This window comes from Colwellia sp. NW0002-52-1 (assembly GCF_057550865.1).
This window is the reverse complement of sequence record NZ_BAAJLU010000001.1, coordinates 137,763-156,452: the sequence shown is the minus strand read 5'-3', so window position 1 is coordinate 156,452 and position 18,690 is coordinate 137,763. Positions and strand designations below refer to the sequence as shown.

Sequence of the window (18,690 nt, the reverse complement as noted above, 5' to 3'; positions counted from 1 at the left end):
TTTACGCTATCTCCTGCGTTGTTTGTTTAGTTGGCTCTCGCCATGGCGCAACTTTTAAAAGCATTAACATACCGGGTACTGCTAATGCCGTGCACATAAAATAAAAATTTGTCCAGCCTATTTGCTCAACAATAACTCCTGTAGTGGCATTAGCGAATGTTCTAGGCAATGCGGTAAGTGCTGTAAATAGTGCAAATTGGGTTGCAGCAAATGCAGGGTTAGTCGCTCGAGCAATAAAGGCAGTAAAAGCCGCGGTGCCAAGTCCAACGCCTAAATATTCAAAGCCCATAGCAAAAGCTAAAGCGTAGGTGTTATGGCCAATTTCTGCTAAAGCCGCAAAACCTAATATACTGACTATTTGCACAAAACCAAATAACCAAAGCGCACGATTAATACTTAATTTAATCATGACTATACCACCAACGGCTAAACCAATGGTCATCGCAATTAATGATGCCGTTTTGGCGACAACACCTATTTCTGTTTTAGTAAAGCCTAAGTCGATGAAAAATGGGGTTTGTAAGGCGGTTGCCATACTATCACCAAGCTTGTATAAAAATAAAAAAGCTAGAATTAGTAGTGCTGATTTTATCCCTTCTCTATTAATAAAGTCTCTAAAAGGGAGCACAACAGCTTGGCGAAGTGTTTTTGGTGCCTGTAGCGTGTTGTTAAGTTCTTTAATGGTAAGGCTTAAGAAAATACCGATTAACATAAAGGCTGCAACAATCAAAAATACCGATTGCCAACTGATATGATCAGCAAGAATAAAAGCTAACGAGCCGGGCACTAAACCAGAAAGCCGATAAGCTTGCACATGAATAGAGTTACCTAAACCAAGCTCATGCTCGGGTAATAATTCCCGTCGATAAGCATCTAACACAATATCTTGGCTTGCACTAAAAAATGCTACAGCGGCAGCTAAATACGCGACACTCCAAATGTTCATTATGGGGTCAACAAAACCAAACCCGGCAATAGAAAATAGTAAAAGGACTTGTGTGAGTAACATCCAACTGCGACGACGACCCAGTACAGGTAATGAGTACCTGTCCATTAATGGTGCCCAAACAAACTTCCAAACGTAAGGAATACCGATAAGTGAAAATAGGCCGATTTCAGTTAGGCTAACACCTTCAGAGCGCAACCATCCAGGCACAAGTTGATATAAAATAAACAGTGGTAACCCAGAGCTAAAGCCCATGAAAATACAAATTAGCATGCGACGATTAAATATCGCTTGCTTAAAGGTAGGAGACTGCATTGATTAAGCCTAATGAAAGCGAGAAGGTAATACTAATAGGCTACCAAAATGTACTAGTAAACAGAAGATTAATCTTTTGAAACAGGTAATTACTTATATTGAATCACCTGTACTTTGCATTGTTTAACTTTATGATGACAAGATATGTACGAGGAGTGGTCGCTTAGTTATGGCAGCGGTCGCCAGCCTATACAATCAATAGGATAACTGCCCGTACCAGAGAAAAAATCTAGGCAGGTTGATATCTCACTTTTAAAGTAAAGATCGCGTTCAAGATCATGAGCACTATGTAAGCTTAACTCATGCATAATATGCCAAAAAACCCTTTCCCTAGCATTACTCGGTGTTTCGTCACTCACACAGAGTAATGTCCATTCTGCCATTGTATTATCGACAAAATGGTCGAGCTCAGTGTAATGGATAGAATGATTTATAACCGCGATAATGTAGGCACCGATTTGGGTGATTTTTTCATTGATAAACTGCTCAATTATCATGACATTCCTTTTGAATTATTAAGCCAATACATAATTTAGCGTAAGAAATAAACAGTAATAGTTACCATGCGTTGTTGTTTGTACAGTTTAGTTATCGTAGAGAAAACTAGTATTGTCAAAGTTATGAGCCGGTAAAATTGTAACTGAAACTTTATTTTCTAAGCCTAATAGCGTATTTCACACACTATTTTTTTGGTTGTATATTGACCGTTAATTTTATTATTATTATTTTTATGTTTGAAATGCGTTACATTTTCTGAACATATATTCGTGCAAAAGATATCTTATAAAGCAGGTAATAAACTAGCTTTAATTAACATTATTGGTTCTAAAGGAACATCCTCCCAGCCCATAGCTTCGTTGTAGTCTGTTGCGACTAATGCCATAGCGTCTACCACTTCTTGGCCTTCGATTACTGTACCAAAAACGGCATAACCCCATTTTCTACCTGGATCCAAACTGGTATTGTCGCCCACATTAAAGAAAAACTGTCTGTTAGCGGTATGAGGGCGGCTTTCTTTTGCCATAGCAATAGTACCTATTTCATTTTTTAGCCCGTTACCCGATTCATTTACTATCTCACCGTGTATTTTTTTAAGTTCAAAGTTTTCACTATATCCGCCACCTTGAACAATAAATTCATTTACTACACGATGAAATATAGTGTTGTTGTATTCATCTGAAACAACATAAGTTAAAAAATTATCGACAGTTAGCGGAGCGCGAATTCTATCAAGTTCGACAACAATAACGCCCATCGTTGTCTCTAATTTTACCTGTGGAAATAAATTGTCAGGATCTATCGATAAGTTTTTAGCGCTAGAAGTAACTGACAATAAACATAAAAAAATAACTGAAAAAAATTTCATTGGGTAACTCTCATTGGAAAACTCTCTTACTAGGCAACATAAAATCAGTTATTGCATGAATTGCTGTAACTCTTCGTTTTGAACGATTTGTGATAATAGTCTGGTTAGCTGCTGATTAAAGTCACGCTCTAAAACTGCCAAATCTGCCTTCAATGGGCCATTACTGGAACCTGTAACTTTAAATGCTTTTGATAAAGTGCCTTTACTATTATGTATAACAACACGAATATTCATAAGGTTACTCGCGCTATACTTCAACATTGCTTGCTTAACACTGATTAAGGCATTATCAATAATTATTTCAACTTGATTTGCCGCTGGGGTATTAAAGCGCAAACCATTAGCTTTTAATGCTTTAATCAATGTTATCTCTACGGTTTCAATAATAGGCTGTTGTGGAGAATATAACTTTGTGGCTTCACCTGTGCGCAAAATTTGTACTATATGAGGAGAGGTGCGTAAATCACGCATAAGTAATTGTGCTTGCTTTAGCTGGTACGCGTTGCTACTTCCAATATTCAACTCTGGACTTACAATTACTTGCTGTGTTGGTGATGAGCAAGCAATTAAAAAAGTCGTTGTACATAAAAGCATGAACTTAAATATAGTTGATTTCATATGATTTTCTTAAGCGTTAAGTTGATTAACTATCGTTTGATTGCTGAAATAGTAACAAATTTATCGTTACTAGCAATCAATGTTTCATTACCAAAAATTCTTTTTAATTTAATATGATAACCGAGTTGTCGATTGCCAATAATGCGCAATTCGCCGCCTTTTTTCAACACTCTATGACTATCTTTAAACATCTGCCATGCAATATGGTCTGTGGTCGCTGTTTGTTGATGAAAAGGTGGGTTGCATAATACTAAATCAACACTGCCTCCTTCAACGCTGGTTAAGCAATCATTGACTTGGAATTGGCATTGCTCGGCAACGGAGGGTAAATTTTCGCTGATATTTAACTTTGCAGATGCTATCGCCATGTAAGACTCATCTATAAAGTGAACATGTGCTTGGGGTTGTTTTGATAATACATTTAAGCCAATTACACCGTTACCACAGCCAAGATCGATAACTTTAGTGTCAGCAGAAATGCTTGGTAAATTATCCATAAAGTATCTTGCGCCAATGTCGAGCTTTTCTCTTGCATAAACATTAGCGTGATTATGTAAAGTAAAATTGGTGTTTTCTAGTGGCCAAGATGTAGGGAAATTAGCATGTGTGGGCTTTTTATTATCGAGTTCACAAAATACCAATCGTGCTTTTTTAACCGCTAACGATGTTTTAGTTGTGCCAAGATATTGCTCAAATATTTTCAGTGTTGAACTATGAATTTCTTTAGCACGATCACCGGCAATAAATAAAACGTCTTTGCTAAGCTTTTGCTTTATAGCGCTAAGTTGTTGGCAGAGTAACCCTTTGCTTTTCGGTATTTTATAAAGTACTAGATTTATGTCACTAGGTAACTCGTCTAAACTACTTAGCAAGGTTACATTTTCATTAGATAAACCATTTTGCTCTAAATTAAGCTCAACTCCTTGTTGACTTAAAAAAGAGTCATTAACACAAAACACTTGATGTTCAGTTAAGTTGCAGGTGATAGCACCAAAATTATCGTTGAAAATTAGAATTTTTTGTTTTGGTTTATCTAAGTCTTGTTGCGCTAAATAGCTAATAATATATTCATCAGCAGCATCCCATGCCTGTAGGCTTCGGTTCACTTGTCCGGTAGGAAATCGATCGAGAAAAAGGTTTTTGTCATTGATAATAAAAGGGCTGATCATAGTGATAAATACTTAGTTGGCGTAACAGATATTGTGACAAAGTTTAACTCTACGAGCTAGCTAATTACCAAAATTATAAGATAATGAGGCTAAAAAAGATAAAACAAACACTTAAGATTATTGAGGAATCGTAAAATTTGAAGATTAACTGTGCAGATGCTGATATTTATTATATTGAAAACTTTTACCCTAAAGATGAAGCCGATATTATTTTTCAAGACTTAAAGCAAAATTTAGCTTGGCGCCATGACGATATAAAAATTTTTGGAAAAGTAATGAAAATACCAAGGCTACAGGCTTGGTATGGTGATAATCACTTACGTTATAGCTATTCCAATATAACATTAATTGCTAAGCCTTGGTCAGAGCGCTTATTAGACATTAAAACTAAAGTGAGTGGTTATTGTCAGCACGATTTTAACGCGGTATTGGCGAATTTATATCGTAATCAAAACGATAGTGTTGGTTGGCATAGTGATAACGAACCTGAGCTAGGAAATATGCCAACGATTGCTTCGTTATCTTTTGGCGCTGAGCGAGAGTTCCAGCTTAAACATATTATAACTAAAGAAAAAGTTAATCTAACGCTTACCTCGGGTAGCTTGCTAATCATGAAAGGTAAAACACAGCATTATTGGCAACACTGCATACCTAAAAGAACTAGAGCGATAACTAGTAGAGTTAATTTAACCTTTCGCAATATTTGTATTTAGCGTTATTCTTCATCAATAACGCTTGGCTTGAAATTAAAATATTAAATTACGCTGTTACTCACATAGATAGATGGCATAATTACGGTCAGCGACTAAAATTAAACTGATCATACTATCGATCAACTTCAGGGAATAAATATGACTATTGAAGCCGTAATCGAAGAAAAATTACTTTCTGCTTTCTCACCTATTCATCTCGACGTTATAAATGAAAGTCATCAACATAATGTAGCCCCAGGTAGCGAATCACATTTTAAAGTTATTATCGTTTCTGAAGAGTTTGAAGGCGAGCGTTTAATTAAGCGTCATCGTGCAATAAACTCCATTCTAGCCGAAGAACTTGCAGACAAAATTCATGCACTAGCGCTACACACTTATACAGAAAAAGAGTGGAAGAGTTATTATGCAGAGAACACGCCATTATCGCCGAAATGTTTAGGTGGCAGCAAAAGTAGCACTTAAATAGCCAAAGCTTATCCACTTGAATAGCAACCTAAAAATTAAACTAAAATACGTTTGTTTTTGCAATATTCATTAAAAAATATCGAATATTGTCACTGGTCGCACCTCATATTGGTGCAAGCAAGAGTAAACTAGGCGACAATTTCATTTTATAAATCAATTTTTCACTTAATAATCTCAGGTAGTAGGCTAAAATTATTAGCCTTAGTTTTTGATTATTAATGTGATATTAAGAAGGTATAGTTATGGTTATCAAGCCAAAAATTCGTGGTTTTATTTGTACTAATGCTCACCCTGCAGGATGTGCAGCGCATGTTAACGAGCAAATTTCTTATGTTAAAAGCCAGCCGCAAGCTGATGTTAAACCGAAGAACGTATTAGTTATTGGTTCATCAACAGGTTATGGCTTGTCTTCACGAATTACAGCTGCTTTTGGTAATAATGCAAAAACATTGGGTATTTTCTTTGAAAAACCACCAACAGAAAAGAAAACCGCTTCAGCGGGTTGGTATAATACTGCCGCCTTTCAAGCTGCTGCTGACAGTGCAGGTATTTGGTCAAAAAACATTAATGGCGATGCTTTCTCACATGAAATTAAAGCCAAAGCTATTGAAACTATTAAAGCTGAGTTAGGTGAAATTGATCTGATTGTTTATAGCTTAGCATCACCGCGTAGAACGGATCCTGATACCGGCGAAGTATACTCGTCAACATTAAAGCCAATTGGTCAAAGTGTTACCACTAAGAATCTGAATACTTCTAAACGTATTATTGATTCAGTATCGGTTGAAGCTGCTTCAGAAGAAGAAATTCAAGGTACAATTGATGTGATGGGCGGCGCAGACTGGGAACTTTGGATAAAAGCCCTAGGCGAAGCAGGTGTTTTAGCTAAAGGTTTTAAAACGGTTGCTTATACTTATATCGGGAAAGAGTTAACTTGGCCGATATATGGCCATGCCACTATTGGTCGCGCAAAAGAAGATTTAGATCGCGCCTCTACAGCTATAAAAACTACAACAGCTGATATTAAAGGTGAAGCTTATGTTACTTCACTTAATGCAGTGGTAACTCAAGCAAGTTCAGCTATTCCTATTATGCCTTTGTATATTTCAGCTATGTTTAAAGTAATGAAAGCTGACGGTACTTACGAAGGTTGTATTGAACAAATACAGGCGCTATTTCGAGAAAATATATACGGTAAAAACCCAACACTTGATGAAGCAGGGCGTTTACGTCAAAACAATAAAGAGCTTGAAGATAGTGTTCAACAACGTGTAACTGATATTTGGAATACAGTAGATAGCGACACAATTGACGAATTAACCGACTATGTTGGTTATCATCAAGAGTTTTTGAAACTGTTCGGCTTTGGCGTTACAGGTGTTGATTATGATGCTGATGTTAGTCCAGAATTAGCGATAAATAACTTACTATAAGTTAGTTATTACTGTTTGGTTATAGCTGAATTCGCAAATATTTATTGATACAGAAACCGGCGAATTGTCGGTTTTTTTATGTCAGTCTACCTTGTAAATATCGAATAATTTCAACTTTATAGCGGAGTAAAAATAATCAAAATTTAACTTTTTTTAACCTCTTTATTCAAAAGTTAGCGTTTAAAAAAGTATATTTTGTTCTATATTTGTTCTAAATAAAGATTATTCGACTAAATTATTATTATTTGTGGTGCTTAAGATAGAATCAAAATATGGTTTTGTGTTAGAATCGCGCCAGAAATTTTAACTAGAGCCAGTGAAGCTTAATTTATTGAAACTAAATTAAGATTTTACTGAAATACACTGAAATCGGTCTTTTATGTTATTAATTTGCATTTATTGTGGATTTTCGCAATATGTAAGTGTTTTTAATAACGCATTAATTGATTTTGATTACTCCCATCAAAAGTAGTGCAAGTGTTTATGATTACGATAAAAAAAGGTCTGGATGTTCCTGTAGTAGGTGCCCCCCAGCAGGTAATCCATGATGGTCCGTCCATCAAAACTGTTGCAACATTAGGTGAAGAGTTTGTGGGTATGCGCCCAACCATGTTTGTTAAGGTTGGAGATAGCGTTAAAAAAGGTCAGGCACTTTTTGAAGATAAAAAGAATCCTGGCGTTAAATTCACAGCTCAAGCTTCAGGTGTTGTTAAAGAAATAAATCGTGGTGAAAAGCGCGTATTGCAATCTGTTGTTATCGAAGTCGGTGGCAATGAGCAAGAAACGTTTACCCGCTATGCCGCCAATGAACTTAATTCAATAGCACGTGAAGATGTTGTTGCAAACCTTGTTAATTCAGGTTTGTGGACTGCATTGCGTACACGTCCATTTAGTAAAGTTCCTGCTGTAGATGCAACGCCTGTTGCTATATTTGTTAGCGCATTGGATACCAATCCTTTAGCTGCAGATCCAGCGGTTATTATTGCTGAGAAAAGTGAAGCCTTTGTTAATGGTTTAACTGTTCTTGCTCGCTTAACCGAAGGTGAAGTATTTGTTAGCAAAGCACCAGGTAGCGATATAGCTGTTAATTCAGCCGCTACAGTTGCTGAATTTGCTGGTAAACATCCTGCCGGTTTAGTTGGTACACAAATGCATTTTTTGAAGCCAGTTAGTGCTGATAAAGTTGCATGGCATGCAGGTTACCAAGATGTTATTGCCATCGGTGAATTATTTACTACCGGTGAATTAGATAACAGTCGTGTTATTTCTTTAGCAGGTCCAGCAGCAAAAAATCCTCGTTTAATTCGTACTGTTTTAGGTGCAAGTTCTACTGAGATAATTGCAAAAGACAAAGCTGATGGCGAAGTGCGTGTAGTTTCAGGTTCATTATTACATGGCTCTGTTGCTTCAGGTGTTCATGGCTACCTAGGTCGTTACCATACACAGCTTTCTCTTATCCTAGAGGGTAGAGAAAAAGAATTTATTGGTTACATGTATCCAGGTCCTAATAAATTTTCTGTAACACGTGCTTATATGGGACATTTCTTTCCTAAGAAGTTGTTCAACATGACCACAACAACAAATGGTAGTGCACGCGCTATGGTGCCTATTGGTAATTTCGAGCGCGTTATGCCGTTAGATATATTACCAACTATGTTATTGCGTGATTTATGTGCCGGCGATACAGACGGTGCGCAACAACTTGGTGCTTTAGAGCTTGATGAAGAAGATTTAGCCTTATGTACATTTGTTTGCCCAGGCAAAACAGATTACGGCGTGATCCTTCGTGATTGCCTAACCACAATTGAGAAGGAAGGTTAGTCATGGGCTTGAAAAAGTTTTTTGAAGATATTGAACCGCAATTTGAAAAAGGCGGTAAATTTGAAGCTTGGTATGCACTTTACGAAGCTGTAGCTACCGGGTTATTTACTCCTGGCCAAGTTAACAAAGGTCAAACGCACGTACGTGACAGTATTGATCTTAAACGTATCATGATCACAGTTTGGTTAGCGGTTTTCCCTGCCATGTTCTGGGGTATGTATAACATAGGTTTTCAAGCAACTGACGCATTAGCGGCTGGTTATGCTTTACCTGATACGTGGCAAGTAGGTTTGTTTGAAATGTTAGGCGGTAGCTTATCGGCTGAATCTGGTTGGTTCACGATGATGCTATACGGTGCCGTATTCTTCTTACCTATTTATGCAACGGTATTTATTGTTGGTGGTTTCTGGGAAGTATTGTTTGCCTCAGTGCGCAAACATGAAGTTAACGAAGGTTTCTTTGTTAGCTCAATTCTTTTCGCGTTAATCCTGCCGGCAACTATTCCATTATGGCAAGCGGCTATCGGTATTACTTTTGGTATTGTTATTGCCAAAGAAATATTTGGTGGTACAGGTAAAAACTTCTTAAACCCAGCGTTAGCGGGTCGTGCGTTTTTATTCTTCGCTTATCCAAGTGAAATCTCAGGCGATGCTGTTTGGGTTGCTGCTGACGGTTTCTCTGGTGCTACAGCATTAAGTGCTGCAAACCAAGGTTTAATTGAATATACCATTAATGCTGACTGGTGGAATGCATTTTGGGGTTATATCCCAGGTTCTGTTGGTGAAGTATCAACTGCCATGATTTTACTAGGCGGTGCATACATTCTTTATAAAGGTATCGCTTCATGGCGTATCGTTTTAGGTGTATTCGGCGGTATGGTTGTTACGGCTATGTTATTCAACGCTATTGCTAGCGATACTAATGCGATGTTCGCTATGCCTTGGTATTGGCACTTAGTTACTGGCGGTTTTGCCTTTGGTATGATGTTTATGGCAACTGATCCTGTTTCAGCGTCATTTACGAATACAGGTAAATACTGGTTTGGTGCTTTAGTTGGCATCATGGTAGTGCTAGTACGTGTTGTTAACCCTGCATTCCCAGAAGGTATGATGTTAGCTATTTTATTCGCTAACTTGTTTGCACCTCTTTTCGACTACTTTGTGGTTCAAGGGAATATCAAACGGAGGCTTGCTCGCAATGTCTAGTAATAAAGAAACGTTTGGCAAAACGATTGGTTTTGTATTTGTTGTTTGTTTAGTTTGTGCGGCTTTAGTGTCAATTTCAGCTGTAAGCTTAAAACCATTACAAACCGCGAATAAGTTGCTTGATAAGCAAACTAAAATTCTTGAAACTGCTGGTCTTTTAGACGCAGCAGGCGACGATATTGTTGGTACTTATAACCAACGTGTTGACGCTAAAATGATTAACTTAGCTACGGGTAAAGTTGTTGAAGGTGATGTTAATACTTTTGAAGAACGTGCTGATGCGCGTGACGCTAATAAAAGTTTTAAGCCTGAAAATGATATTGCTGGTTTAAACCGTGTTGCTAAAAATGCAGTCGTTTATCTGGTTAAAGATGAGCAAGGTAAAGTAACAACAATAGTTTTACCTATTGTTGGCTCAGGCTTATGGAACCTAATGTATGGTTTTGTTGGTTTAGAATCAGACATGAATACTGTTAAAAGCGTAATTTACTCAGACCACAGTGAAACTCCTGGATTGGGCGCAGAAGTGCTTAACCCTAAGTGGAAAGCACTATGGCCTGGTAAAAAAATGTTTGATGAGCAAAACAATGTTGCTATTAAAATTGTTAAAGGCGGCGCAAAAGCCGGCGATGTTCATGGTGTAGATGGCTTGTCTGGTGCAACATTAACCAGTAATGGTGTTGAAAACACATTGCGCTTTTGGTTAGGTGACGAGGGCTATGGTCCATTTATTTCTAACTATCGCGCTGGAGGACTGAACTAATGTCTCAAGATACTAAAAAGGTTTTATTTGGACCTATTGTTGATAACAACCCTATTGCTTTGCAAGTACTTGGTGTTTGTTCTGCGTTAGCGGTTACAAGTTCTCTACAAAATGCTTTTGTTATGACAATTGCGGTAATGTTAGTAACAGGTTTTTCTAACTTGTTTATTTCACTTATTCGTAATCAAATACCTTCAAGTGTTCGTATTATCGTGCAAATGGCGATTATCGCATCATTGGTAATTGTTGTTGACCAAGTGTTAAAAGCATTCTCTTATCAGCTTTCAAAAGAGTTGTCGGTATTTATTGGTTTAATCATTACTAACTGTATCGTTATGGGCCGTGCTGAAGCTTTTGCAATGAAAGAAAAGCCTGGTGTGAGCTTTTTAGATGGTATTGGTAATGGTATGGGTTACGGCGCAGTATTGATTGTTGTTGCTTTTTTCCGTGAACTATTTGGTTTTGGTACATTGTTTGGTATGGAAGTGTTTACTTTGGTACAAAATGGCGGTTGGTACCAAGGTAATGGCTTATTAGTTTTACCATTTAGCTCATTCTTCATTATAGGTTTAATTATCTGGGCAATTCGCCAGTACAAACCAGAACAAGTAGAGAAGGACTAAGCTGTCATGGAACATTATATAAGTTTATTTGTTAAAACCATTTTTATTGAAAACTTGGCATTAACTTTTTTCCTTGGTATGTGTACTTTCTTAGCTGTTTCAAAGAAAGTAAGCACGGCTATAGGTTTAGGTGTTGCTGTTGTTGTGGTACTAGGTATTGCGGTACCTGTTAACCAAATCATTTATCAAGCTATTTTAGCGCCAGGTGCGTTAGACAGTATGATGGGTGTTACGGATGCTGCTGATTCTATTGATTTAAGCTTTTTGTCTTTCATTACCTTTATTGGTGTGATTGCGGCATTAGTGCAAATTCTTGAAATGGTATTAGACAAATACTTCCCTGCTTTATATCAAGCATTGGGTATTTTCTTACCGTTGATCACAGTTAACTGTGCCATTTTCGGTGGCGTGTCATTTATGGTAGCGAAAAACCTTACCTTAGGCGAAAGTGTTGTTTACGGCATTGGTTCAGGTGTAGGTTGGATGTTAGCTATTGTATTAATGGCAGGTATTCGTGAGAAGATGAAATACTCAGATGTACCCGATGGCTTAAAAGGCTTAGGTATTACGTTTATTACTGCAGGATTGATGGCATTTGGCTTTCTTTCTTTCGGTGGTATTTCACTTTAGGTTAATGTCGGTTTTAGCTTGTTTTCACTTTAGTGTGAATAACAAAGCTAAAACCCTTAAAGAAGATTAAAGGAAAAGTCGATGGAAATTATTATTCTCGGCGTATCGATGTTTACCGTGATAGTGCTTGCTTTGGTAATGGTGATTTTATTTGCCAAGTCTAAGTTAGTATCTTCAGGTGACGTTACGATCAGCATTAATGGCGACCCAGAGAAAGCTGTAACTACAGCGGCCGGTGGTAAACTTTTAGGCGCACTAGCTGACCAAGGTATTTTTATACCTTCAGCTTGTGGTGGCGGTGGTACTTGTGGCCAGTGTCGCGTAGAAGTACATTCAGGTGGTGGTGATATCTTACCAACTGAATCAGGCCATATTAATAAGCGTGAAGCAAAAGCAGGTTGTCGTTTAGCATGTCAAGTGGCAGTTAAACAAGACATGGATATTGAACTTGAAGATGAAATCTTTGGTGTTCAACAGTGGGAATGTGAAGTTATCTCTAACGATAACAAAGCTACGTTCATTAAAGAACTTAAGTTAAAAATTCCTAATGGCGAATCTGTACCTTTCCGCGCAGGTGGTTATATACAAATTGAAGCACCAGCTCATCATGTAAAATACAGCGATTTTGATATCGATGAACAATACAAAGGTGACTGGAATCATTTTGGTTTCTTCGATGTAGAGTCAAAAGTTGATACAGACACATTACGTGCATATTCAATGGCTAACTATCCTGAAGAAGAAGGCATTATTATGCTTAACGTGCGTATTGCTACGCCACCTCCAGGACGTTTGCATTTACCAGCCGGTAAAATGTCATCATATATCTTTAGCTTAAAAGCTGGCGATAAAGTGACTATTTCAGGCCCATTTGGTGAGTTCTTCGCGAAAGAAACTGAAAACGAAATGGTATTTATTGGTGGTGGTGCAGGTATGGCGCCAATGCGTTCTCATATCTTCGATCAACTTAAACGCCTTAAGTCTAAGCGTAAAATGTCGTTCTGGTATGGTGCTCGCTCTAAGCGCGAAATGTTCTATGAAGATGATTATAACGGTCTTGCGGCTGAAAATGACAACTTCGAATGGCATGTTGCGTTGTCAGACCCACAACCAGAAGATAACTGGGAAGGTTTAACTGGTTTTATTCATAACGTATTGCATGAGCAGTACTTGAAAGACCACGAAGCCCCTGAAGATTGTGAGTACTACATGTGTGGTCCTCCAATGATGAATGCTGCCGTTATTCATATGCTTAAAGATTTAGGCGTAGAAGACGAAAACATTATGTTAGATGATTTCGGTGGCTAATTTTCGCCAATGAATTCATTGAATAAAAAGGCGGCCTAGGTCGCCTTTTTAATATCTTATGCTTGTGCAAAGACAAGCTTTTTCAAAAGTAGCTGAGATTTATTTAATTAAAGCAGCAATAAACAGCAGATGTTTTAACTCAATAAATTTTATGAAGGTATTGTTATGCAATATATTTTTAACCTTAAGAAAAATAGGCAAGCGATTAAACTAGCGCTGATAGTCGCCACATTGGTAATACTTGCAGGGTGTTTTCCGAGTAATGATCTTGGTCGTCAAGAATATTTACTACAAGGTAGAACTATGGGAACAACCTATAATATTAAAGTGGTAGGAGAAAATATCGATACTGAAAAGTTACAGCAAGGCATTGATGCAAAGTTAGTAAAGTTAAACCAGGAAATGTCGACCTATATTAAAGATTCAGAATTATCGATATTCAATCAATCAACCTCGCTTGAGCCAGTTAAAGTATCAGAAGGCTTAGGTCGAGTCATAAAAGAAGCTATTCGTTTAGGTGAGTTAAGTGAAGGGGCGCTTGATGTTACTGTGGGACCTTTGGTTAATTTATGGGGATTTGGCCCAGAATACCGTCCTGAAACAGTGCCAAGTGAGGAATTACTATTAGCAACCAAGTCGCGCATTGGTTTAGATAAACTTACCTTTGAACGAGGAATGTTAAGTAAAAATATTCCAGATCTTTATGTAGATTTATCTACCATAGCCAAAGGTTATGGGGTTGATTTAGTTGCAGAGTTTGTCGAGGCCAATGGTATTAATAACTACCTAGTTGAAATTGGCGGTGAAATGCGAATTAAAGGCTTTAAGCATACCGGTGAGTTGTGGCATGTTGCGATTGAAAAGCCGGTGAATAACGAGCGTTCAGTGCATCAAATTATTATTCCTAAAGATAATGCCGTAGCAACGTCAGGCGACTACAGAATTTACTTTGAAGCTGAAGGCCAACGATTTTCGCATATCATAGACCCAAATACTGGGAAGCCAATTAACCATAAACTGGTCTCTGTTACTGTAATACATCCATCTTCAATGACCGCTGATGGTTTATCTACAGCAATGATGGTCATGGGAGAAGATAAAGCTATAGCATTTGCTGAAGCACATGATCTGGCTGTTTACATTATTGCTAAAACAGAGCATGGCTTTGTTGAGCAAAGCACGGTAAAATTCATGCAATATCTTAAGTAGGTTTGCACTTTTATTTAAATAAGTTAATTTGTTGAATATTTTTTAAAGGAAATAGTTGTTTCCAAGCGTTTATATAAAAAATATTGATATGTTATAAAATAGGTAGGCACACATTATGGCTATATTTTTAATCACCTTTGGCTTTTTTCTCGTTATTTTTGCAGCAATGGCTGTTGGTTATATTTTTCAAAACAAAACCCTTGCTGGTAGTTGCGGCGGTTTAGCTAGTGTTGGTATTGATAAATCATGTAATTGTGATAACCCATGCGAAAAACGTCAAGAACGTGATCGTGTTGCCGCGTTAGCTGTTGGTGATATTAATGTGAAAAACATTTAGGTTAAAACTGATGAGATAAATAATAGAAAAGGTGAGCTTTAGCTCACCTTTTCTATTTATAAACGTTTACTTTGTTGCTTAGTTGTTTAAAAACTATCAATACTTGTATGAAACCTAATGGCTCTCAATGTAAATCATAAAGCCGATAGAACTTATAAACTTACCCTAGCAACCGTTCAAAAATCCAATAGGTAGCCATAATAGCGATAGCGCCATTCAAGTTTTTTACCAGCCTAGTTTGATACCAGCTTTTGTTTCTAAACGGTAGTAAACAGATAAAAGCTAAAGCAATAACTGTTAGTTGTCCAAGTTCAACACCGATATTAAAAGAAATTAAACTCAAAGCGTATTGGCTTTGCGGTAGCCCTACATCTGCTAATACAGATGCAAAACCTAGCCCATGTAATAAACCAAAAGCGAATATTACCGGCATACGAGTATGGCTTAAGGTATTGCTTTTCGCGCGGTGGATATTTTCTAGAGCAACATAAACAATAGAGAGGGCAATTAGCGGTTCAACAATAGCGCTAGATACTTCTACAATGCCATATATTCCTAGTGCTAAGGTGATGGTATGGGCGAGCGTAAAAGCCGACACCTGCCAAAGTAAAGCTGCACGGCTTTTGGCAAAAAGTAATAGTGCTAAAACAAAAAGAATATGATCTAAACCGCGCGGAATAATATGGACAAAACCTTGGTAAACATAATCAAGCGCATTGCTAACCTTCTTGGGCATCATTATTGATTTTTCAGCCAATCCGGTGATGTTATCGTTTACAAGATAGCGCTGACTTAATGTTGTTGCAGTAATCATTTCTTGTTGAGGTCGAACGACTGTAAGCACAATGTCGCCAAATAAAGGAGAGAAGCGCACAGCAATGCTATTCGAACCCGATGGAATATTACCGTTTGCAAATAACTTTGCTTTATTGCTGGTTAGATTTACTTGCTGAGCTAGTAATTGTTTTAGTTGTTGTAATGTTAAGCCGCTAAAAGAGACACTTTGCTGCTGTGTTGTTGCTGATGTTGTGGTGTGTTGATTATTTTCTTCTGTCTCAATGTCTATTTGAACATTATTATCTGCAGTGTTATTAGCTGTGTTATTTGCATTGTTATTAGCATTGTAGTTATTAGTGTAGTCAGCAGTGCTAGCAACGTTATTAGCTAAAAATTCAAATTGAATGCTGGTTTGATCACTCAAAATAGTCTTTACGTTTTCAAGTAGTCTTTTTTGTTCAAAGAATGATAACTGATTGATTGACTCTATAACTTGATTATCGCTATCTGTAACAGCTAAATGCTTTTTTAACAGATGAATAAAATCAACCTCAACAACTAGTTGAAAGCTTTCAGCGTTTTCTAACGATAACGTTGCTTGGTTAATCTCATCAGAATGGGCCGAACTCGTTGATGAAAAAAACGAGGCAGTAACAAGAACAATGCAAAGGTAAAAAAATGAAAGTGTGCGCATAGGTAAAGTATTTAGCTCTTTGTAAGATAAAAAATAGCGTTACGCTATAGTATCTTTTATTAAATTAACAGCATTGTTTGTTGAGGAAACAAATTTTTTACATTATTCCGGCTTTACGCCAGTAATTGCGTTTATAAAATTAAAGTTTGTTTCTTTAGAAGGTGCTTTAAGCAAAGCTGGGAACTAAAAGGCAGGCTGTTTTATTTGATAAATGTTGCCTGATAAAGGTTGCTTGGTAATGACTTTCTGGAAAAGGGGCGTACAAATTATTAGCAATATTTTTACTCGGCCGATGTTAGCTCTGTAAAACAAATTGATACATTAAAAGCGGAGTAAGTCACACAATTAAAAGGGAAAATAACCACTCTAAAACTGACAAAGCAACTTATCTATTCGTTCGCTTTAATAATCAGAACACTACTCGTTCAATTAGGTCACTGGTCATTATGATTAAAAAAATAGCATTAATTGTCTTACTTTCCTGTATTTCTGGTACTTCTTGGGCTGCGGGCCCTGGCAGTATAGATTTAACCAGCTCGGTACTTGGTTTTACCGCCCTTATTTTGTTCTCCGTTGCTTACTTATTAGTGATTGGTGAAGATGTTATTCATTTAAGAAAGTCAAAACCTGTGTTGGTTGCAGCAGGTATTATTTGGCTGATTATTGGTTGGATTTACACGCAAAATGGTATTCCTTTAGAAGCAGAAGAGGCTTTCAACCATAACTTACTTGAATATGCCCAACTTTTATTATTTCTATTAGTGGCAATGACCTACATTAATGCTATGGAAGAAAGAGGCATTTTTGATGGTTTACGTTTATGGATGGTGTCTAAAGGCTTAAGTCTAAGATCATTGTTTTGGTTAACCGGGGTTCTAGCCTTTGTTATTTCTTCTTTTGCTAACAACCTAACTACCGCGATGTTGATGTGTGCCATTATATTGAAGGTCGCTTCAAAAGATAAAAAATTCATCAACATTGCCTGTATTAACATTGTTGTTGCTGCTAATGCCGGTGGTGTATTTAGCCCATTTGGCGATATTACAACATTAATGATTTGGCAATCAGGCTTGGTAAAGTTTGAACAATTTATTGTCTTGTTTATTCCATCTTTAGTTAATTTTTTGGTGCCAGCTATTATTATGAGTTTTTTCATTTCTAATGAAAAGTCAGTGGTTGATATTAGCGAAACTGTCGAAATTAAGCGCGGGGCTAAAAGAATTGTCGGGTTGTTTATTTTAACTATCGCCACCGCTGTTTTATGTCACAGTGTAGTTAATATGCCGCCAGTGCTTGGCATGATGATGGGATTAGGTTACTTAAAGTTCTTCGGTTATTACTTACGAATGAGCCTACCGCGATCTTTAGATAAAAAGCGTAGCAAAGCTGAAGCAGCGAATAACGCTGAAGAATTGAAAAAGTTAGGGAACATAGTCCCTTTTGATATTTTCGATAAAATAGCGCGCGCAGAGTGGGACACTTTATTGTTTTTCTATGGTGTTGTGATGTGTGTTGGCGGTCTTGGCTTTATGGGCTATTTAAGTTTAGTGTCAGAAGCGTTATATAGTTACTGGAGTCCTACGTATGCCAATATAGCTGTTGGGGTGTTATCTGCCATTGTAGATAATATTCCTGTAGTATTTGCCGTATTAAGTATGAACCCAGTAATGGATCTTCAACAATGGTTATTAGTAACTATGACCGCAGGTGTTGGCGGCAGCTTATTGTCAATTGGCTCTGCTGCTGGTGTTGCTTTAATGGGGCAAACTAAAGGCGTTTATTCATTTATGGGTCACCTTAAGTGGAGTTGGGTAATTGCGCTAGGCTACGCAGCAAGTATTGGCGTGCACTTTTTAATTAATGGCTAACCCAATTACTTTTCATCGTTAACTGATTATTTTTCTGCCTGTTATTAATAAGCTTAAATAACCTGAACTCTGGATAATGAGTGCTTGAAACTCAAGTGAACCAAAAGCTTAGGTAATAAAGTAAATGCTATAGTCAGGTGAACATCACGAATAGACATCATCAATGCTTCATTTTATGCCATTTTTAAGGCAAAACGTTTATGAATAGCGCGCTATTTATCGACGTTTTAACGCAGAAAATGGCTTAAAAGGGAGCTTTGAGCAAGTGCTGCTTATCCAGAGTTCAGGTTAAATAGCACTTAATGACAGGCAGTTTAATTTTTAAACCTCAAAGGCGTACTGATTGTCTATAGCTTAAAAAACAAGCAGCAACCCTTATGCTCACATCTAATAGCAATTAACAGAGCCCTGATTATTCTTCTGTATTGAC

Annotated in this window: 18 protein-coding genes; 12 read left to right on the top strand and 6 right to left on the bottom strand. The window is 37.3% G+C overall.

From position 1 onward, the window contains the following. Position 1 precedes the first annotated feature (1 nt). The 5 genes from AC27H3_RS00635 to AC27H3_RS00615 form a co-directional block, all read right to left on the bottom strand. A complete protein-coding gene (locus tag AC27H3_RS00635; protein WP_487102915.1) occupies positions 2-1,261 on the bottom strand; it encodes an AmpG family muropeptide MFS transporter in 1,260 nt (419 codons plus the stop codon). Between the two features lie 167 nt (positions 1,262-1,428). Then, positions 1,429-1,758, bottom strand: coding sequence for a hypothetical protein (locus AC27H3_RS00630; protein WP_487102914.1), 330 nt, complete (start codon positions 1,756-1,758; stop codon positions 1,429-1,431). Between the two features lie 284 nt (positions 1,759-2,042). Then, positions 2,043-2,627 carry a peptidylprolyl isomerase gene (locus AC27H3_RS00625; protein WP_487102913.1) on the bottom strand — a complete coding sequence of 195 codons (585 nt, stop codon included), beginning with the start codon at positions 2,625-2,627 and terminating at the stop codon, positions 2,043-2,045. A 48-nt stretch (positions 2,628-2,675) separates the two neighbouring features. Beyond that, on the bottom strand, positions 2,676-3,245 hold the full coding sequence (locus AC27H3_RS00620; RefSeq protein ID WP_487102912.1) for a YajG family lipoprotein: 570 nt from the start codon (positions 3,243-3,245) through the stop codon (positions 2,676-2,678). 29 nt (positions 3,246-3,274) lie between these two features. Further along, a complete protein-coding gene (locus tag AC27H3_RS00615; RefSeq protein WP_487102911.1) occupies positions 3,275-4,414 on the bottom strand; it encodes a methyltransferase in 1,140 nt (379 codons plus the stop codon). A gap of 137 nt (positions 4,415-4,551) precedes the next feature. On the opposite strand from AC27H3_RS00615, the gene AC27H3_RS00610 reads away from it, so the two are divergent. The 11 genes from AC27H3_RS00610 (at position 4,552) to nqrM (ending at position 14,921) form a co-directional block, all read left to right on the top strand. Then, positions 4,552-5,127, top strand: coding sequence for an alpha-ketoglutarate-dependent dioxygenase AlkB family protein (locus tag AC27H3_RS00610; RefSeq protein WP_487102910.1), 576 nt, complete (start codon positions 4,552-4,554; stop codon positions 5,125-5,127). 138 nt (positions 5,128-5,265) lie between these two features. Further along, the gene (bolA, locus tag AC27H3_RS00605; protein ID WP_085304153.1) at positions 5,266-5,589 is read left to right on the top strand and encodes a transcriptional regulator BolA; all 324 of its coding nucleotides are present in this window, start codon (positions 5,266-5,268) and stop codon (positions 5,587-5,589) included. Positions 5,590-5,834: 245 nt separating this feature from the next. Then, on the top strand, positions 5,835-7,025 hold the full coding sequence (gene fabV / locus AC27H3_RS00600) for an enoyl-ACP reductase FabV (protein WP_487102909.1): 1,191 nt from the start codon (positions 5,835-5,837) through the stop codon (positions 7,023-7,025). Between the two features lie 483 nt (positions 7,026-7,508). Continuing rightward, complete coding sequence (locus AC27H3_RS00595) at positions 7,509-8,846, top strand: Na(+)-translocating NADH-quinone reductase subunit A (protein ID WP_487102908.1); 1,338 nt, start codon at positions 7,509-7,511, stop codon at positions 8,844-8,846. 2 nt (positions 8,847-8,848) lie between these two features. Then, a complete protein-coding gene (locus AC27H3_RS00590) occupies positions 8,849-10,051 on the top strand; it encodes an NADH:ubiquinone reductase (Na(+)-transporting) subunit B (protein WP_487102907.1) in 1,203 nt (400 codons plus the stop codon). After that, positions 10,044-10,814: a Na(+)-translocating NADH-quinone reductase subunit C gene (locus AC27H3_RS00585; RefSeq protein ID WP_085304161.1), complete on the top strand. Its 771-nt coding sequence runs from the start codon at positions 10,044-10,046 to the stop codon at positions 10,812-10,814. Before AC27H3_RS00590 ends, AC27H3_RS00585 begins: the two co-directional genes overlap by 8 nt. Then, on the top strand, positions 10,814-11,437 hold the full coding sequence (locus AC27H3_RS00580) for an NADH:ubiquinone reductase (Na(+)-transporting) subunit D (RefSeq protein WP_085304164.1): 624 nt from the start codon (positions 10,814-10,816) through the stop codon (positions 11,435-11,437). The genes AC27H3_RS00585 and AC27H3_RS00580 overlap by 1 nt, the downstream gene beginning before the upstream one ends. 6 nt (positions 11,438-11,443) lie before the next feature. Then, entirely contained in the window at positions 11,444-12,067 is a 624-nt protein-coding gene (gene nqrE / locus AC27H3_RS00575; RefSeq protein WP_487102906.1) for an NADH:ubiquinone reductase (Na(+)-transporting) subunit E, read from the top strand. A gap of 81 nt (positions 12,068-12,148) precedes the next feature. Further along, positions 12,149-13,375 (top strand): NADH:ubiquinone reductase (Na(+)-transporting) subunit F, encoded by a 1,227-nt coding sequence (nqrF, locus tag AC27H3_RS00570; protein ID WP_085304168.1) that lies wholly within the window; start codon positions 12,149-12,151, stop codon positions 13,373-13,375. Positions 13,376-13,540: 165 nt separating this feature from the next. Then, positions 13,541-14,584, top strand: a complete 1,044-nt coding sequence (locus AC27H3_RS00565; RefSeq protein ID WP_487102905.1) for an FAD:protein FMN transferase — start codon at positions 13,541-13,543, stop codon at positions 14,582-14,584. Between the two features lie 115 nt (positions 14,585-14,699). Further along, entirely contained in the window at positions 14,700-14,921 is a 222-nt protein-coding gene (gene nqrM, locus AC27H3_RS00560; protein ID WP_487102904.1) for a (Na+)-NQR maturation NqrM, read from the top strand. Positions 14,922-15,081: 160 nt separating this feature from the next. Here the strand turns inward: nqrM and AC27H3_RS00555 are convergent, their stop codons facing one another. Then, positions 15,082-16,392: a HupE/UreJ family protein gene (locus AC27H3_RS00555; RefSeq protein WP_487102903.1), complete on the bottom strand. Its 1,311-nt coding sequence runs from the start codon at positions 16,390-16,392 to the stop codon at positions 15,082-15,084. 446 nt (positions 16,393-16,838) lie between these two features. On the opposite strand from AC27H3_RS00555, the gene nhaD reads away from it, so the two are divergent. Then, a complete protein-coding gene (nhaD, locus tag AC27H3_RS00550; protein WP_487102902.1) occupies positions 16,839-18,260 on the top strand; it encodes a sodium:proton antiporter NhaD in 1,422 nt (473 codons plus the stop codon). The last annotated feature ends 430 nt before the right edge of the window (positions 18,261-18,690 follow it).

Bases quoted from the DNA above. Each gene is read 5' to 3' on its own strand.
- AC27H3_RS00635 (WP_487102915.1), bottom strand. From the start codon at position 1,261: ATGCAGTCTCCTACCTTTAAGCAAGCGATATTTAATCGTCGCATGCTA.
- AC27H3_RS00630 (WP_487102914.1), bottom strand. From the start codon at position 1,758: ATGATAATTGAGCAGTTTATCAATGAAAAAATCACCCAAATCGGTGCC.
- AC27H3_RS00625 (WP_487102913.1), bottom strand. From the start codon at position 2,627: ATGAAATTTTTTTCAGTTATTTTTTTATGTTTATTGTCAGTTACTTCT.
- AC27H3_RS00620 (WP_487102912.1), bottom strand. From the start codon at position 3,245: ATGAAATCAACTATATTTAAGTTCATGCTTTTATGTACAACGACTTTT.
- AC27H3_RS00615 (WP_487102911.1), bottom strand. From the start codon at position 4,414: ATGATCAGCCCTTTTATTATCAATGACAAAAACCTTTTTCTCGATCGA.
- bolA (WP_085304153.1), top strand. From the start codon at position 5,266: ATGACTATTGAAGCCGTAATCGAAGAAAAATTACTTTCTGCTTTCTCA.
- fabV (WP_487102909.1), top strand. From the start codon at position 5,835: ATGGTTATCAAGCCAAAAATTCGTGGTTTTATTTGTACTAATGCTCAC.
- AC27H3_RS00595 (WP_487102908.1), top strand. From the start codon at position 7,509: ATGATTACGATAAAAAAAGGTCTGGATGTTCCTGTAGTAGGTGCCCCC.
- AC27H3_RS00590 (WP_487102907.1), top strand. From the start codon at position 8,849: ATGGGCTTGAAAAAGTTTTTTGAAGATATTGAACCGCAATTTGAAAAA.
- AC27H3_RS00585 (WP_085304161.1), top strand. From the start codon at position 10,044: ATGTCTAGTAATAAAGAAACGTTTGGCAAAACGATTGGTTTTGTATTT.
- AC27H3_RS00580 (WP_085304164.1), top strand. From the start codon at position 10,814: ATGTCTCAAGATACTAAAAAGGTTTTATTTGGACCTATTGTTGATAAC.
- nqrE (WP_487102906.1), top strand. From the start codon at position 11,444: ATGGAACATTATATAAGTTTATTTGTTAAAACCATTTTTATTGAAAAC.
- nqrF (WP_085304168.1), top strand. From the start codon at position 12,149: ATGGAAATTATTATTCTCGGCGTATCGATGTTTACCGTGATAGTGCTT.
- AC27H3_RS00565 (WP_487102905.1), top strand. From the start codon at position 13,541: ATGCAATATATTTTTAACCTTAAGAAAAATAGGCAAGCGATTAAACTA.
- nqrM (WP_487102904.1), top strand. From the start codon at position 14,700: ATGGCTATATTTTTAATCACCTTTGGCTTTTTTCTCGTTATTTTTGCA.
- AC27H3_RS00555 (WP_487102903.1), bottom strand. From the start codon at position 16,392: ATGCGCACACTTTCATTTTTTTACCTTTGCATTGTTCTTGTTACTGCC.
- nhaD (WP_487102902.1), top strand. From the start codon at position 16,839: ATGATTAAAAAAATAGCATTAATTGTCTTACTTTCCTGTATTTCTGGT.